Below are 13,998 nucleotides of genomic sequence, written 5' to 3'. Positions count from 1 at the left end.
CCATTATACTGGGCGGACGATACTTTAGTAACATCGTGAGCGGGAGCGCATCTTATATCATCGCTCTGCGCAGAATGGCGATGGTTTCCGAGTGACCGCTGCTTGACGTTCGCGCAATTTCCTCCGCGATGTCCAGCGCGGTTTTGCCTTCGTTATTTTGGAGGAGTGGGTTCGCGCCGGCGTTTATTAGGATGTCCAAAAAGCCGATGGTTGTGTGGCGTGCGGCGTAAATCAGGGCGGTGCAGCCATCGTCGTCTTGAATATCGAGTTCGGCTCCAATCTCTACGAGTAGTGATGCGGTTTCCGGTTTCATCGCCAGTTTGGTGACCGTGATGAGTGCGGTTCGGCCCTTTGAAGCGCGGACGTTTGTGTCCGCGCCGCGGCTTACAAGAAACCTACTGACTTTTTCGCGCATACTGAGAGACGCAAAGTAAAGTGGTGTAGCGCCGTCTTTGTTTCGCGCGTCGATTTTAGCTCCAGCATCCAGGAGCGCGGCGCAGGCTTCCGAGGCGATGTCATGCCTTGACCCTGCTGCTGCGATGTGCAACGGCGTGACTTCTCCATAATGGTCTGTAGCGTTCACATTTAGCCCCAAGCTGATAAGGTAACGGATTGCGTCCGCCTGGCCGCCACGAGCTGCGATGTGCAGGGCGCACTCTCCGTCTCGGGTTAGAGTATATCGATCCGCGCCGGCGGAGATCAGGGCGCGCATTGCATTGAGGTTGCCTTTGTACGCCGTCGACATCAGCGGTGTCCAGCCGAGGTGATTGTGCTCTTCGTTATCGCCTCCGGCTTGCAGTAGAGCTGATAGCCGTACGGCGTCTCCCGTTTCGATCACTTTATCCAATTCTCTTCTGCGCTTCATCTTTTCGTCTCCAACCGTTCGCGTACGTCATCGGGAACGATTATTCCCATCTCTTGTTCGGCGGCGGCGACCTCGTCCTCCGAAGCGCCGGACGCCATGCCTGCGAGGATCTGGGGCGCGTTGCGGCTAAGCCAAATATCGATGCGAGCCCAAGCGGCGCTGATGTTGGTCATGGCCTCTTCCTTGCTTTGACGCCTCATATTACCATCAGGTAAGCGCTCGGGAACACACCACGGAGTAAGAGGGCAAGAGATTGTCCGCAATTCTCATGGAGCGAGAATCCAAACACGCAGCAAGGCGGCTAGCTTTGCTGCGTGTCTGGAGATTGCTTGACGGCGATTGCGTGGTTTATCGCTTGACGATGGCGTCGTCGTTGCCGGCGGTGACGAAGCTGCGGACCATAGGGGAGGCGATCATGTCGTGCGGGAAGCCGAGCTCGATTTTGCTGGCGGCGTCGAGCGTCGCGAGCTGGTCGGCGGTGAGGGTAATGTCCACGCTGCCGAGGTTGTCGACGAGCTGGTGGACTTTACGCGTGCCGATGATGGGAATGACGCTGGGACCTTGCGCCAGCAGCCAGGCGAGGGCGACCTGGGATGGGGTTTTGCCGATTTCGGCGGCGACGTCCGATACGGTCCGCGCGATGGCGAGGTTGCGCTCGGACAGGATACTCGCAAACTGGTTGTCTCCGAAATTCCCATCGGCCGCGCCGAGGCGGGTTCCGGCCTGCTGTGTTGAGTCGTTATACTTGCCGGTGAGCACTCCCATCCCGAGGGGCGACCAAGGGGTGACGCTGAGCCCCAGGGCGTTCGCCATGGGGATTAAGTCGCGCTCGGGCGTCCGCTCAATCAGGCTGTACTCGATTTGCAGGGCGACAAACGGCGACCACCCGCGCAGCTCGGCAAGGGTGTTGGCCTGCGAGACGATCCACGCAGGTGTGTCCGAGACGCCGACGTAGTTCACTTTGCCTGCCCGCACGAGATCGTCGAGCGACTGCATCACTTCCTCGACCGGTGTGGTGAAGTCCCAGGCGTGCAGCCAGAGCAGGTCGATATAATCCGTGCCGAGCCGCTTCAAGCTGCCTTCGACGGACCGACGTAGGTTTTTGCGGTGGTTGCCCGCCGCGTTGGGATTGCCAGCGTTCGCGGGCGCGCCGGGAGTGTCCTGCAGCGAGAACTTGGTCGCGAGGACGAAGCGATCCCGGTCATGCGCGATCAGCTCGCCGGTGATCTTCTCGCTGCTGCCGTTTGTGTAGAGATTGGCGGTGTCGATGAAGTTTCCGCCTGCAGAAACAAAGGCGTCGAAAACCGCCTGGCTCTCGTCCTTGGACGCGCCCCAGCCCCAGTCTTCCCCGAAGGTCATTGTTCCCAGACAAATCTCCGAAACGCGCAGTCCGCTGCGTCCTAACAGTTTGTATTTCATGGCGCTCTCCTTCGAATTCGATACAGTGGATTATGGAGCTAAGGCCGTCGTGGCGTGTAACCGGATCCTCGCAAATTCTTGCACGATTCTCTCAAAGGTCTTGTGAACGGAGGCGATGCTGGTAATATGGAACGGGCGAATCCCAAGAGAAGCACAATGACACCACCACTCACACCACAAGAAGAGCTTGCGGCGCTGATCGAGCGCTTTACGAACGGGGATGGGGCGTTTCCGACGGCAATCGGGCCGCTGAGTCTGTATCGACTTTCGGAGCCGTCGCTGCCGGTGTCCGGGGCGTTCCGGCCGGTTTCGGGCTTGTTCCAGCCGTCGTTATGCGTGGTGGCGCAGGGGCGGAAGCGGGTGACCCTGGCGGATGAGACTTATGTGTATGATACGGCGCATTGCCTACTGATGTCCGTGGACCTGCCGTTGTTTGCGGAGGTGATGGAGGCGACGCCGGAGAAGCCGTGTTTGAGCATGCGGCTGGATCTGGACGCCGGGGAGATCGGCGCGCTGATCGTGGAGGCGGACCGGAAGATGGGAAAGGCGGCGGCGTCCGGGCGCGGCGTGGCCGTCAGTCCGATTGACGGTTCGCTGCTGGGCGCCGTGGTGCGTCTGCTGCGTCTGCTGGAGACGCCGGACGATATTCCCATTCTGGCCCCAATGGCGATCCGGGAGATCTACTATCGGCTGCTGCGAGGTGAGCATGGCGCGCGGCTCTGCCAGATCGCTTTGGAAAACAGTCAGACCCAGCGGATCGCGCGGGCGATTGATTGGCTGGGACGGCACTTCGACAAACCCGTGCATATTGACGACATCGCGCGGGAGGCAAATATGAGCCCGGCGGGTCTGCACCGTCATTTCAAAGCCGTGACGGCGATGAGTCCGCTTCAATATCAGAAGCATCTGCGTCTGGAGGCCGCCCGCCGACTGATGCTGCGGGAAGACCTGGACGCCGCGACCGCCGGACTGCAAGTTGGTTACGAAAGCCCGTCCCAGTTCAGCCGCGAATACCGCCGATTATACGGCGCGCCGCCGCTGCGGGATCTGGCGCGCCTGCGAGGATCGTGACCGGAGCCATCGCTTCATCGAAAGTCCTCATTGAGTGTCATTTCCACCGGCGTTGTTTGAAATACATTAACCAGACAATTGCTATAGCGCCGCTGTAGGCGAATAAGACCTTGTTGGTGAATTGGGTCGCGATCTCGAAATTTTTCCGTACAGATCTTGGTATAGGATCAGAAGACTCAAATTGGCTCGCACAAGTGCGAGGATCGTCTTTTGAGCGTGGTGAAGAAATACGAGCTGGAAGTCTGAGAGCGAGCGCGGTCTATGCCGGATGAAGTGGCGCCCGCCTTGCTTGTAGAATAATTGCGTGCGTGGTTTGTGATGCTGACGGACGAGCAGGCGCTTCTCGCGCAAAGAAAGCTAAAGGTATCTATTCGCTCAGATGCCTTTTTTTACAGCGTTACCTGCATAACGCGCGCCGTCAACGATTTTGACTGCCAGAATGTAATCGTTGAACAAGAATGAGTGATGTTGGGAGGAGCCGTGCGAATGAAATTGGCGATCGTGTTGTTGGCGTGGGGTCTTGCGTGTCCGATCGCTTCGGGAGCGCAGTCTCCGGCGGGACAGTATCTGGTCTGGACGATGCATCATCCTCAGGGTGTTTCTTCACTCGCGTTTTCGCCGGATGGGAAACTGCTCGTGGCGGCGTATGGAGATGATGGCGCAGGCGGCATGGCGCTTTGGAATCTCGTGTCGAGGAAATTGGTGTGGCGGATTGAGAAACGCTATGGATTTACTCAGGTCGCGTTTCTGGGTGACGGCTCGCGTATTTTGAGCCTTGATGATTCGGATACCCCACGGACGCTGCGGATCTGGGATGTCAAAACGCATGGGGTGCTAAAGAGCGCGCCCAATCCGAAGCATCTTACGATCATCTGCTTCGCCATTGCGCCGAATGGGGGCAGCGTCGCCCTGGGAACTGGGGATGTCGAACGGCAGCAGCCTCCGCAGATTATCATTTGGGATATGAAGACCGGTGCGTATCGGCTGATCACCACGTTTGAAAACGCGGACAGTGTGACATCACTGAGCTTTTCACCGGACGGCGGCGTTGTTGCCGGAGGGGGTGGAGATTGGGATGGAGATACATCCCAAATCAAAATACGAGATTTGACGGCGCGGCGGACAATGGCCGATCTATTTCCTGTCTCCGAGGGCGCTCCGGTCCAAGTCGCGTTTGCGCCCATGGGGAGACTTCTTGCGGTAGCGGGAGATTTTATCGGATTGCTTGACACAATCGGCAAGCGGAAGTATCGACTGCCGCTTCAGAGCGATGCCCACGCCGTCGCCTTTTCGCCGCTCGGCGAATACCTTGCGTCCGATGATCTCGATAAAAACAACCATGCGCTGATCAAGCTCTGGCTCGTCAAAACCCGCCATTTGGTGACGACGATCAAGACGAATAGTGACGCGCAAATCAATGCCCTGTCGATTTCCCCGCACGGGAGGCTGCTGGCGGCGGCATCGCAGGACGGAAGCGTGCGATTGTGGCGGCTGACGCCGGCTGGGGAAGAGTCGAGTGCAATTCAAAGTTCAGGTAGGTAAGCATAGAAATCCATTCAAACGCCAAAAATTGATCGTTTACGCCTTTGGTGTTGCCATTTTTCGGGATCTTGGCGCTTCACGAGCAGAACTTTCAGCCGAAGATGTCAATATTCATCTCCGTTGAGGCGAGATAAGCCAAGCCTATGGCTTGCTAATGGTAATATATGTCTGCCTGCCTGAAATTTGAACCACGCCCGGAAGAGACGCGCAAGTAGGAATTGTGATATCGTAGACGAAATACCGTATTGATTGGAGCCTCCCATGTCATTGTTGTCTTCTTTGTTTTCTCGCAAGAAATCCCCTTCGGCGCCGACGGCAACCGCTGGCGCACAGGCGCCGCTGTTGATGCTGCTGCACGCCTATGTGCTGGACTGCATCGGAGAACTGTGTCTGGAGAAGCAGGAGGCGATGCGGGAGATCGTGCAGAAAGTTTATGGCGGTGGTCCCGACTGGCGCACGACGATCCGGACGACGCTGCGTCTGGGCGAGTCACTTGATGGCTCTATCCAGGGGATGTGGGAGCGTAATCAAGTCGTCGCGAAAGAACGCGCGGTGACGCTGACCGCCGACGATTTCGCGGACATGATCGTGCAGACGAATTTTGCGCAGTTTTTAAAGTAGAGCGCGGCTGCGAGGATTGGAGCTGCAATCGACATGAATAACGATTGGAAAACGAGTATCGGATTAATTTGCGAGCAGGGGAATGTTCTGTTCGATCAGAACGATTTTCATGGGGCGCTCGTACAATATATAAAAGCGATCCAGGCCGTTCCGCAGCCTGCGGAGGCATGGGAAGAGACGACGTGGATCTTGTCGGCGATTGGCGATTCTTACTATCAAATGCAAAATTATGAGCGCGCTCGGGAAGCCTTTACGGATGCAATCACCTGCCCTGGAGGACTCGGGAATCCGTTCATCCATCTGCGGCTGCGTGAGGCGCAGTTGGAACTCGGAAATGAATCGCGCGCCAAGGACGAACTGGCGCGCGCTTACATGGGCGGCGGGCCGGAGATTTTTGATTCGGAGCCGGTGAAATACATCGAGTTTCTTCGTCGGTACATGAACATCCCGTAGGCGATCATGCACGCACTCATCCGAGATATTGTTGATTATGAAGAAAATCACCAAACATCCCCATTGCTGATGGCAATTATCCAGAAGTATGGTCGTAAGACGGCGCATTTGATCTGCTCCGAACTCGCGGGCTGGCTGCTTGGTCAGGCGCGTCTCAAAACGAGTTTTCCGGCAGCGAAGAATGAATTCCGGCCTCTGAAGCTTGATCCAACAAAACAACGGGATGTCACGATACGCCAGTTTATTGACGACTCCGTGGAGGCGAGCGAGCTGTTCGAAACGACCGAAATGTGGGTGGATTTTCGCGTGGAGATAACGCTGGAGGAGCGCTTTGCGATCGCTCGGTATGTGGAAGAGCACTACCATCCGAGGCTGTTCGTGAGACCGCCGAATTTCGGGAGAAGCCGCGATGATTAGCGCAAAGCTCGAACGAGTAAGGCTCGATAGCATTCGGCTGCCTGACGAGACGCCGGGCGAGTTCGGCTTGGTCACAGTGATCGTGGCGTGTCCAGGGAATGCGCACGAGGTTTTGGAGAAGGTTCGGGAGACGCTGCGGATTGTGATGGGCCATGACGCGGGATGGCCAACGGATGAAGAATGGCTGACGATATTGCCGTCGTGGTTTGTGTCGCAGTGTGTGTCTGAGCAGGCTCACACGCCGGAGATGATGGACGCATGGTCGGTGGATGGATGGGTGTACTGGTTTCGTCCCGAGGATGAGGATCGAAGCTGGCGTTGGTGGGATGCGTCGGTGATTGATGCAGACACGATCAATATCCAGATTGAAGTCTCGGATTGGCCTTTCCCGTGGGGCGCGCTGGAATGGCTTTTGCTTGCTTCCGGCGCGACGAGCGCCGAAGTTTAGAGGCGTTTCTGAGGAGATTGTGGCAGTGGATACCCGGTTAGACCTTGCTTGGCCGTTCGCGTCGCTCATAACCAATGAGATAGAATATTTGGTAGTGGCCTAGTATAGTCTGATTTCATGTGCTATTCTTGATGAGCAGATTGTACTCGTGCAAAAACAGCCTCAGGCAATTGTCATGCATCGTGTCGATTTTGGAGAACGACAGGGTTCGCCGCACGAACCGAGCCAGCCGCTGGCGCAGCACATTATTGAACCGTTCGATGTGATTGGTTTCACCATCGCCCTTGTCTGTGATAACATGCTGCTCGTCAGGCAGAACGGTTTGGTAGGCGTCCCAGAAGTCCGTGAACATTAAGCTTGTCTTGTACGCCTCGGGAATACGCTCCCGCAGAATACGGCAAGTCTTTCGGCCACGATCGCCGATAGCATAGGCTACGATTTGGCGAGTGCGGCGACACATCGCCAGCCAAACCCACCGTTTACTCTTACGGCGCAACACGAACGACCAGATTTCATCAAGTTCCATCGGCTCTTGCGGCTGTGCTGTGAGGAGTGTCTGCTCCAAGGGAGGGAGCAGGTTGGCTTTTTTTTAACCAATCCGACACAGTCGCGCGGCTCACTCCGAAGATGCGCCTGAGCCCTCGGATCGAGGTGCGCTCATGGTAAGCGGCTAAGATGGTGGCTTTCTCTTCTTCGCTGTAGGCATTGGATCCTGGATTTTCGCGCCCATACTTTTTGCAGTCCAGGCATTGAAAGCGAAGCTTGCCATTCTTTGCATGACCGTTACTGACCAGATGATCGCTGCCGCAATGAGTGCAGCGCAGAGTTTGGGTAAGCATAAAGACTTCTTACCCAATCAGACAGAACTAGACCACTACCGAATATTTCTACTACTTCCGTGAATTTTGGGATCCCGTGGGACAGGAAGTCGAAATCGTCTGGAAGGATACGGCGGAGGAATGTTATCGACTGGGCGCGCGTCTGGGGGAGCGGGAAATCAAAAAGAAGCTTTTGGTGAAGCCGATCGTTTATCAGCGGATCGAAGAAGCGGAGTTTCGGGAGATCATGGGCAATCTCGCGCGGACAGGAATATTGGACCTGGAGCGTGAGGAAAAACAATGCACGACGGGGCATGTAGAGATCTGGCTGGCGGCTTGTTTTGCGGACGGGCAATCTGTACTCTCTCATATCCCCGGCGGTGTCGCCCATGGTGGGCAAACGAGTGAGGTTTTGGCGCTGGTTCGGGAGGCTTGGCCAGAGCTTTACCCAAAGAAGAAAGTGCGGATACGCGGATGGAAGGCGCGCCAAGAGGCGAAGGCTCATGACGAGTGATGGATTCAAGCGATGCGCGTTCGCTGTGGCGTTGTTGGTGTTTGTCGGCGATGGAAAGCGCCGAGCCAGCGTTTTAAGGTTGTAGGAGGCGGTTTCTCATGGACGATACACAAACGCCAGCGGATCACATTCAGGAGCTTGTGGACCGGAGTCGGGATTGGTCGAACGATGACGTGATTGCGGTTTTGACGGCAATGCCCGTGCTGCCGGATGAGGGCGATCCGGCGTGGAGCGATGAACGGACGTGGCGCGATCATGCAGATCTTTTTGTCGCGCTGGCGGATATCGCCGCCGAGCGGCGGCTGCGCCCTGCGGTTCTGCTGCTGCTGGAGCGCGCCTGTTTTGGCGATCCTGGCGAGATGATGCGCGGCCTGCGCCATCGCCTGGAAGCGATCGTCAATCCGGACTGGGATTTCTTGACCGAGGCCTGTATTATTGCCGCCAAGCTTCCCCAGCGCGGCGCGCGGCTCTGGGCGGTGAGTGAGCTAGGAGTGCTTCGCGACCAGCGCGCTCTGCCGGTGCTGGAGGAGGCGCTGCGGGATGAGGCGGCGGAGATTCGGTCGGAGGCCGCGCGGTCCATTCAGATGATCCAGCGCGCGGGCTGACGCTGGGAATCGGGCTGAAACGAAGGGGCGTTCGGCGGCTCCGTTATCGTTTCGACGGAAGGTTCTTTGCCTGGCGTGCAACTTTATTTGTCTGCGTATGTCACACTCTGAGAGACGAATGATTGTGGCTGTGGTGGGGCGTCAGCGGGGATACATGAAGAAATCTGTGAAGACGGCGATTGGGGCGGTGATCGTGCTGGCGGCTGTGGCGGCGGCGGGATCGCGAGTAAGTCATAATCTGCATAAGCCGGCTCCGCCGCCGCGAACGGTTCCGGCGGCTCTTGGGGATATTTCCGTGTCCGTCCAGGAGGTGGGAGCGGTTCAGCCGGTGGACAAGGTGGACGTGCGGAGCAAGGTCGCGGGGCGCATTCTGGTGATGCCGATCGAGGCGGGGCAGACGGTGCATGCCGGGCAGCTGATCGCCATGGTGGACCGGACGCTGCTGGACCCGCAGATCCAGCAGACGCAGGCGCAGCTAGACCAGGCGAAGGCGAGGCTGACGCAGGCAGAATCGTCATACCAGTTACAGTTGGCGCAGACGAAGTGGGCGATCGAGCAGGCGGTGGCGGGATTGGCGACCGCGAAGGCGCACCTGGCGAGCGTTGCGGCGGGAGCCCGCCCGCAGGAGGTTGCCCAGCAGAAGCAGGCGCTGGCGCGGGCGCAGATCGCATTGGATGACGCGGTCCGCACGCAGGCGCGTAAGCAGGCGCTGGTGGTGAAGGGGTTCGTGTCGCAGTCCGAGGCGGATACGTCGCAGGTGGCGCTGGACACGGCGCGCAGCAATGTGGCGGCCGCGCAGGAGGCGCTGTCGCTGACGCAAGCGGGGCCACGCGCGGAGGATGTGAACGATGCGCGGGTGGGCGTTCACGCCGCCGAGGTGCAGCTGGCGACGGCGCGGGCGAACGCCTTGCAGGACGCAGTCCGCAAATCCGATATCGATCAGGCGCGCGGGAACGTCCAGCAGATCGCCGGCAACCTCTCGCAATTGGAAGTCCAGGTGGGGGATACGAAGATCTCCGCTCCCGTCTCAGGAATTGTTCTGAAGAAGTATCGGCAGCCGGGCGAGATCGTGCAGAGCGCGACGACGGGGTTTTCGGATGCGCAAAGCATTGTGGCGACACTGGGGAGCCGTCTGGAAGTGCAGGTCGGGATCAATGAGGTGGATGTCGCGAAGATCCGTGTCGGCGCGCCGGTGACGATCGCGGTGGACGCCGCGCCGGGAGTCGCATTCGCGGGGACGGTGACGGAGATCGCGCCGGCCTCCACGAACGCCTTCGCGGATACGTCTACAGCCTCCGCGACCACCAGCATCAGTAAGTTCAGTGTCCGCATCGCCTTCCAAAAGTACGACGCGCGTATTCGTCCTGGGATGAGCGCGAACGTCACGATCCTGAGTGACCAGCGCAAACATGTGGTCGTGGTCCCGCTGGAGGTCACGCCGTTCACGGGGAACACAGGCAAGGTCCAGGTTTTGAACGCGGCGGGGAAGCCCGAGGATCGGACGGTGACGCTGGGCCTGCGCGACGACACGCGCGTGGAGGTGAAGACGGGGCTTGGGGCAGGGGATAAAGTGATCGTCCCCGCTCCAAGCGTGGAGCGCCGGACGATTGATATCAGCGGCGGTCCGGACGGGGGATAGGAACCTATCCCCCGTCTGCGCCTAACGCCAAGGAGCATTCGCGCGACGCCGTTAGTAGCGCAGGCGTGCATCCCACGAACGCTGGAAGTAGCGCCGGCGTTCATTCCGCGAGCGCCTACAAAGCGCCGGCGTTCATTCCGCGAACGCCTACAAAGCGCCGGCGGTTGAAACCGCGCCTACGAGAAGAATCACCTTCGGTGATAAACCCGCCTGCGCGGGTTTCTGCCTGTTGTTTTCTGAGATTATCATATGGCGTTTTTTGAGTCTCTGCGCGTGGCGCTGGAGGCGTTGTGGGCGAATAAGCTGCGGACGATCCTGACGATGCTGGGCGTGATCATCGGTGTGTCGTCGGTGATTTTGATGATCGCGATCGTGCAGGGAGCGCGTCAGAAGCTCATCGCGCAATTGGAGAGCAATGGGTCCAACCAGATCTTTGCCTTCTACGATCCGAAGCCGGGAAGCGCGGCGCACGGAGGCGTCGATGGCTTGGTGATGCCGGACGTGACAGCGATTGCAAGGCAGTGTACGCTGATCGGGCCGGTGAGTCCGACGGCGAATACGGGCGTGCAGGCGAGCGCGGGGACGCACACCAAGTCGCTGACGCTGATTGGAGTGCTGGCGGCGTATCAGTCCGTGAGCAATATCACTGTGGCGCGGGGGCGGTTTATCCAGGCAGTGGATGACGACACGTGGAGCAAGGCGTGCGTGATCGGCCGCAAGGTACGCGAGGATTTATTTGGGACGGCGGACCCGATCGGCCGCGAGATCGTGTGCATGGCGGGCGACTCGAAGGTCTCGCTGACGGTGGTTGGGGTGCTCGCCGACAAGGACCGGGCGTTCGACACCGATCCGAACAACAGTGTGTTTTTGTCTCTGCGCTCCGTGCAAAAGCGGTTTACGGGCAGCGACAAGCTGAACGGATTCAGCACCAAATCCCTGGATGTGACGCAGACGAACGCCGCCGCCGACGAAGTGTGGAGCGTTCTCCAGCGGCGCCACCCCACCACGATCACGAACTACGTGGTCGACACCCAGCAAGGTCTTCTCAAACAGCTCGATACCTTCATCGCGATCTTCCAATTGGTCCTCGGCGGGATCGGCGGCCTGGCGCTCTTAACCGGCGGCATCGGGATCATGAACATCATGCTGGTGTCTGTCACCGAGCGCACGCGCGAGATCGGTATCCGAAAAGCCGTGGGCGCGACCCCCAATATGATCCTGCTGCAATTCGTGGTCGAAGCCGTTGTCGTGTCCGGCTTCGGCGGCGCTCTGGGCATCGCGCAGAGCTATGGGATCGTCGGCGTGATCAACGCGCTGCCGCAAAAAGTGATCCACGCGTTTATTCCTCTGTGGGGCGTGGGACTGGGATTCGGCTTCGCGATGGCGGTGGGGTTGTTCTTTGGGATTTATCCGGCGTGGCGGGCATCGCGGCTGGACCCGATTACGGCGCTACGGTATGAGTAGGACTGCCTATTCCCCCAACTCTCCCATGCCCTAAAGAAACCTGGTAATTCTACCGATATTGGAAACGATAAACTCTGTCGGTCGCATGGCGGGCAGGGCAGGGAGAGCATCAATGACAGTATCATCCATTTCGTCCACAACTTCTTCCACAGGAAGCAGCACCAGTACGGCCCAGCTTGAAAAGCAGCTACAGGCGCTTGAGAAGTTGATCGAGCAAGAGAACGCCAATAAAGCGGACGACGCCAAAACGAAGGCGCAGAAAATTGCCGCGCTGCAAATGCAGGTGATGCAGATCGAGGCGCAGATTCAACAGCAGACGCAATCCAGCAGTTCGAGCGGCGGCGCCAGCGCTCCGGCGCAATCCGCGCCGGTGAGCAGCGTCCTCTCGTCCAGCGTCTTAATGGATACGCGCGCCTGACGCGTTCAGCGCGGCGCGCCAATTCGGATGCGCATCGCGATTTGTAGTAACCGCAGACGCGCATCCGAATTGGCGTTTGGCGATTAGGGGATCTGGCTCGCCGTAAGCGCGGTGTTGAAGATCCGGAACGAGTTGGTGTATCCGATCAGACTCGGATCGCCATAAGGAGATAATCCGGCGACGCCGCTGTAGTTCGGTCCGGCGATTGCGGAGATATTAAAGCCGCCCGGGACGGCGTGCTGTGCAGACAGGACGCCGTTGACATAAAGGGTCGCCTGCGTTGTGGATGCGTCATAGGTTACGGTGAGGCGGACATTGTTGTTCGAGAGTGGCGCGTTTGCTTGCAGACTGACTTCGCCGCCGCCATTGTTGAAGTCCACGCTGAGTTTTCCGGTGTCGCCTCGGAACGGATGGGCGATCAAGTAGTGAGCGGTGTCCGTCGAGAACGAGAACAGCGTTTGGAACGCGGTTGTAGTGTTCTGGTAGGCGAAAACTTCCGAGATAGAGAAGCTGCCGGTGTAGAACCCGGTGACGAAGACATCCTGAGGGAGCTTGCCGCCAGCGCCCACGGCGCCGTTCGTGATGAGGATATTGTTCTCCAGCGGGATATACGCGCCTCCGACGGCCACGCCGTTATCGGTAATCGCCGGGGCCGAGGCAGTGTCGGCGAATGAGCCCCCAGATCCCTCGCCATGAAACTCGTAGTCGTGGGATGCGGTTGGAGTGACCGCGAACGCTGACTGAGGAGTGTACGTCAGCACGCCGAGTGTCAAAGTAAAACTAAGTTTCTGAACTCGTGAGAGGGTCGATTTTTCTATCATCTGCTTCTCCTTGATCCGCGACGATGCAGTACGGTAACACCAAAATGGGACTGGCGCCCGCCCGCGCCCATTTTAACGGTAAATAGTAAAGATGTCAATACTGTCACGCAATCAGTTGAAGCCTACTGACAAGATGAAGATCAGATCAGGTTAGTATCGACGTAATCGCGGTGGAGATCGGTGAACCAGTCGCCGAAGAAGATTCGGGTGACCGCATGGACTTTATGGCGTGATGAGCGAGGGAGCGTATGGCGGTAACGGATGTGTGCGTGGGCGGCGATGGCGGCCCTTTGATCGTGCTGCAATCGACGGCGGCGGCGCAGTGGCAAGGGGCGAACGATTTCGACAATAGCCTGATGAATGGAGGCGATGTTGAAACCGACTATGATGTCATCTGCGATTGCTCGGACGTGGGAGAGATCACAGTCGTCCATCGTTATGACCGCGATATGCTGGTCTTGTGGGACAGTGAGTTTACGGCGACTCGTCTTGCCTCGGAAGCGCTGTCGCTTCCCCCGGGCGCCATCGTTTTGACCTTGGGGTACGATGAGGCCGACCTGGCGGACGTCCTTCCGAGGATTGTGGAGCGTCTGAATGCGGGTAATCCCGAGCGTTCGCTGTCGCTGGAAGTTATGGACCCGGTCATGCGGCTGCAAGTGGGCGCGGATAGTCCGCTGCCGACATACAACTATGAGTACCTCGATATCCCGATCACTCCGGGACGCAAGCGCTGTGATGTGTACGTCGTCAAGTCTGAGTCGCTTGAGGATGAGGTCGTAGTAATTCAGGAGGATGAGGCGAAATGAAACGACAGGGACGCCGTCGCATGTGACGGCGCTCCTGTCGTTTGTTGCTTGCTCGCTCTCATGACATTTGCCGGATG

At 58.4% G+C, this 13,998-nt stretch carries 18 protein-coding genes; 12 read left to right on the top strand and 6 right to left on the bottom strand.

Annotated elements, in window-relative coordinates:
* Positions 1 to 52 precede the first annotated feature (52 nt).
* The 3 genes from D5261_RS28085 to D5261_RS28075 all read right to left on the bottom strand — a co-directional run bounded on the left by D5261_RS28085 (position 53) and on the right by D5261_RS28075 (position 2,284).
* Entirely contained in the window at positions 53 to 865 is an 813-nt protein-coding gene (locus D5261_RS28085; RefSeq protein ID WP_119323162.1) for an ankyrin repeat domain-containing protein, read from the bottom strand.
* Entirely contained in the window at positions 862 to 1,038 is a 177-nt protein-coding gene (locus tag D5261_RS28080; protein ID WP_165864423.1) for an SMI1/KNR4 family protein, read from the bottom strand. The genes D5261_RS28085 and D5261_RS28080 overlap by 4 nt, the downstream gene beginning before the upstream one ends.
* Positions 1,039 to 1,213: 175 nt before the next feature.
* The gene (locus tag D5261_RS28075; protein ID WP_119323163.1) at positions 1,214 to 2,284 is read right to left on the bottom strand and encodes an aldo/keto reductase; all 1,071 of its coding nucleotides are present in this window, start codon (positions 2,282 to 2,284) and stop codon (positions 1,214 to 1,216) included.
* A 156-nt stretch (positions 2,285 to 2,440) separates the two neighbouring features.
* Between D5261_RS28075 and D5261_RS28070 the strand changes: the two genes are divergently transcribed.
* The 6 genes from D5261_RS28070 (at position 2,441) to D5261_RS28045 (ending at position 6,836) form a co-directional block, all read left to right on the top strand.
* The gene (locus D5261_RS28070) at positions 2,441 to 3,355 is read left to right on the top strand and encodes an AraC family transcriptional regulator (RefSeq protein WP_174721490.1); all 915 of its coding nucleotides are present in this window, start codon (positions 2,441 to 2,443) and stop codon (positions 3,353 to 3,355) included.
* 486 nt (positions 3,356 to 3,841) lie between these two features.
* Positions 3,842 to 4,897: a WD40 repeat domain-containing protein gene (locus D5261_RS28065; RefSeq protein WP_165864424.1), complete on the top strand. Its 1,056-nt coding sequence runs from the start codon at positions 3,842 to 3,844 to the stop codon at positions 4,895 to 4,897.
* A 261-nt stretch (positions 4,898 to 5,158) separates the two neighbouring features.
* Entirely contained in the window at positions 5,159 to 5,518 is a 360-nt protein-coding gene (locus D5261_RS28060; RefSeq protein ID WP_125206166.1) for a hypothetical protein, read from the top strand.
* A 33-nt stretch (positions 5,519 to 5,551) separates the two neighbouring features.
* Positions 5,552 to 5,971, top strand: coding sequence for a tetratricopeptide repeat protein (locus D5261_RS28055; RefSeq protein WP_119323167.1), 420 nt, complete (start codon positions 5,552 to 5,554; stop codon positions 5,969 to 5,971).
* Positions 5,972 to 5,977: 6 nt separating this feature from the next.
* A complete protein-coding gene (locus D5261_RS28050) occupies positions 5,978 to 6,388 on the top strand; it encodes a hypothetical protein (protein WP_119323168.1) in 411 nt (136 codons plus the stop codon).
* On the top strand, positions 6,381 to 6,836 hold the full coding sequence (locus D5261_RS28045) for a hypothetical protein (protein ID WP_119323169.1): 456 nt from the start codon (positions 6,381 to 6,383) through the stop codon (positions 6,834 to 6,836). Before D5261_RS28050 ends, D5261_RS28045 begins: the two co-directional genes overlap by 8 nt.
* A 115-nt stretch (positions 6,837 to 6,951) precedes the next feature.
* Here the strand turns inward: D5261_RS28045 and D5261_RS28040 are convergent, their stop codons facing one another.
* Both D5261_RS28040 and D5261_RS33580 read right to left on the bottom strand, forming a co-directional pair.
* Positions 6,952 to 7,362, bottom strand: coding sequence for an IS1 family transposase (locus tag D5261_RS28040; RefSeq protein ID WP_119323170.1), 411 nt, complete (start codon positions 7,360 to 7,362; stop codon positions 6,952 to 6,954).
* The gene (locus D5261_RS33580; RefSeq protein WP_119323171.1) at positions 7,352 to 7,675 is read right to left on the bottom strand and encodes an IS1/IS1595 family N-terminal zinc-binding domain-containing protein; all 324 of its coding nucleotides are present in this window, start codon (positions 7,673 to 7,675) and stop codon (positions 7,352 to 7,354) included. Before D5261_RS33580 ends, D5261_RS28040 begins: the two co-directional genes overlap by 11 nt.
* A 76-nt stretch (positions 7,676 to 7,751) precedes the next feature.
* Between D5261_RS33580 and D5261_RS28035 the strand changes: the two genes are divergently transcribed.
* The 5 genes from D5261_RS28035 to D5261_RS28015 all read left to right on the top strand — a co-directional run bounded on the left by D5261_RS28035 (position 7,752) and on the right by D5261_RS28015 (position 12,294).
* Entirely contained in the window at positions 7,752 to 8,168 is a 417-nt protein-coding gene (locus D5261_RS28035) for a hypothetical protein (protein ID WP_119323172.1), read from the top strand.
* Between the two features lie 98 nt (positions 8,169 to 8,266).
* Positions 8,267 to 8,773 (top strand): HEAT repeat domain-containing protein, encoded by a 507-nt coding sequence (locus D5261_RS28030; RefSeq protein WP_119323173.1) that lies wholly within the window; start codon positions 8,267 to 8,269, stop codon positions 8,771 to 8,773.
* A gap of 154 nt (positions 8,774 to 8,927) precedes the next feature.
* The gene (locus D5261_RS28025; RefSeq protein ID WP_165864425.1) at positions 8,928 to 10,412 is read left to right on the top strand and encodes an efflux RND transporter periplasmic adaptor subunit; all 1,485 of its coding nucleotides are present in this window, start codon (positions 8,928 to 8,930) and stop codon (positions 10,410 to 10,412) included.
* A 249-nt stretch (positions 10,413 to 10,661) separates the two neighbouring features.
* Positions 10,662 to 11,876 carry an ABC transporter permease gene (locus tag D5261_RS28020; RefSeq protein ID WP_119323175.1) on the top strand — a complete coding sequence of 405 codons (1,215 nt, stop codon included), beginning with the start codon at positions 10,662 to 10,664 and terminating at the stop codon, positions 11,874 to 11,876.
* A 112-nt stretch (positions 11,877 to 11,988) separates the two neighbouring features.
* Positions 11,989 to 12,294 carry a FlxA-like family protein gene (locus tag D5261_RS28015; protein WP_165864426.1) on the top strand — a complete coding sequence of 102 codons (306 nt, stop codon included), beginning with the start codon at positions 11,989 to 11,991 and terminating at the stop codon, positions 12,292 to 12,294.
* 83 nt (positions 12,295 to 12,377) lie between these two features.
* Here the strand turns inward: D5261_RS28015 and D5261_RS28010 are convergent, their stop codons facing one another.
* The gene (locus tag D5261_RS28010) at positions 12,378 to 13,115 is read right to left on the bottom strand and encodes a LamG-like jellyroll fold domain-containing protein (protein WP_119323177.1); all 738 of its coding nucleotides are present in this window, start codon (positions 13,113 to 13,115) and stop codon (positions 12,378 to 12,380) included.
* A gap of 248 nt (positions 13,116 to 13,363) precedes the next feature.
* On the opposite strand from D5261_RS28010, the gene D5261_RS28005 reads away from it, so the two are divergent.
* A complete protein-coding gene (locus tag D5261_RS28005) occupies positions 13,364 to 13,921 on the top strand; it encodes an Imm21 family immunity protein (RefSeq protein WP_119323178.1) in 558 nt (185 codons plus the stop codon).
* The last annotated feature ends 77 nt before the right edge of the window (positions 13,922 to 13,998 follow it).

It is taken from the genome of Capsulimonas corticalis (assembly GCF_003574315.2).
GTDB classification, from domain to species: domain Bacteria; phylum Armatimonadota; class Armatimonadia; order Armatimonadales; family Capsulimonadaceae; genus Capsulimonas; species Capsulimonas corticalis.
This window is presented reverse-complemented; position numbering and strand designations above follow the sequence as displayed.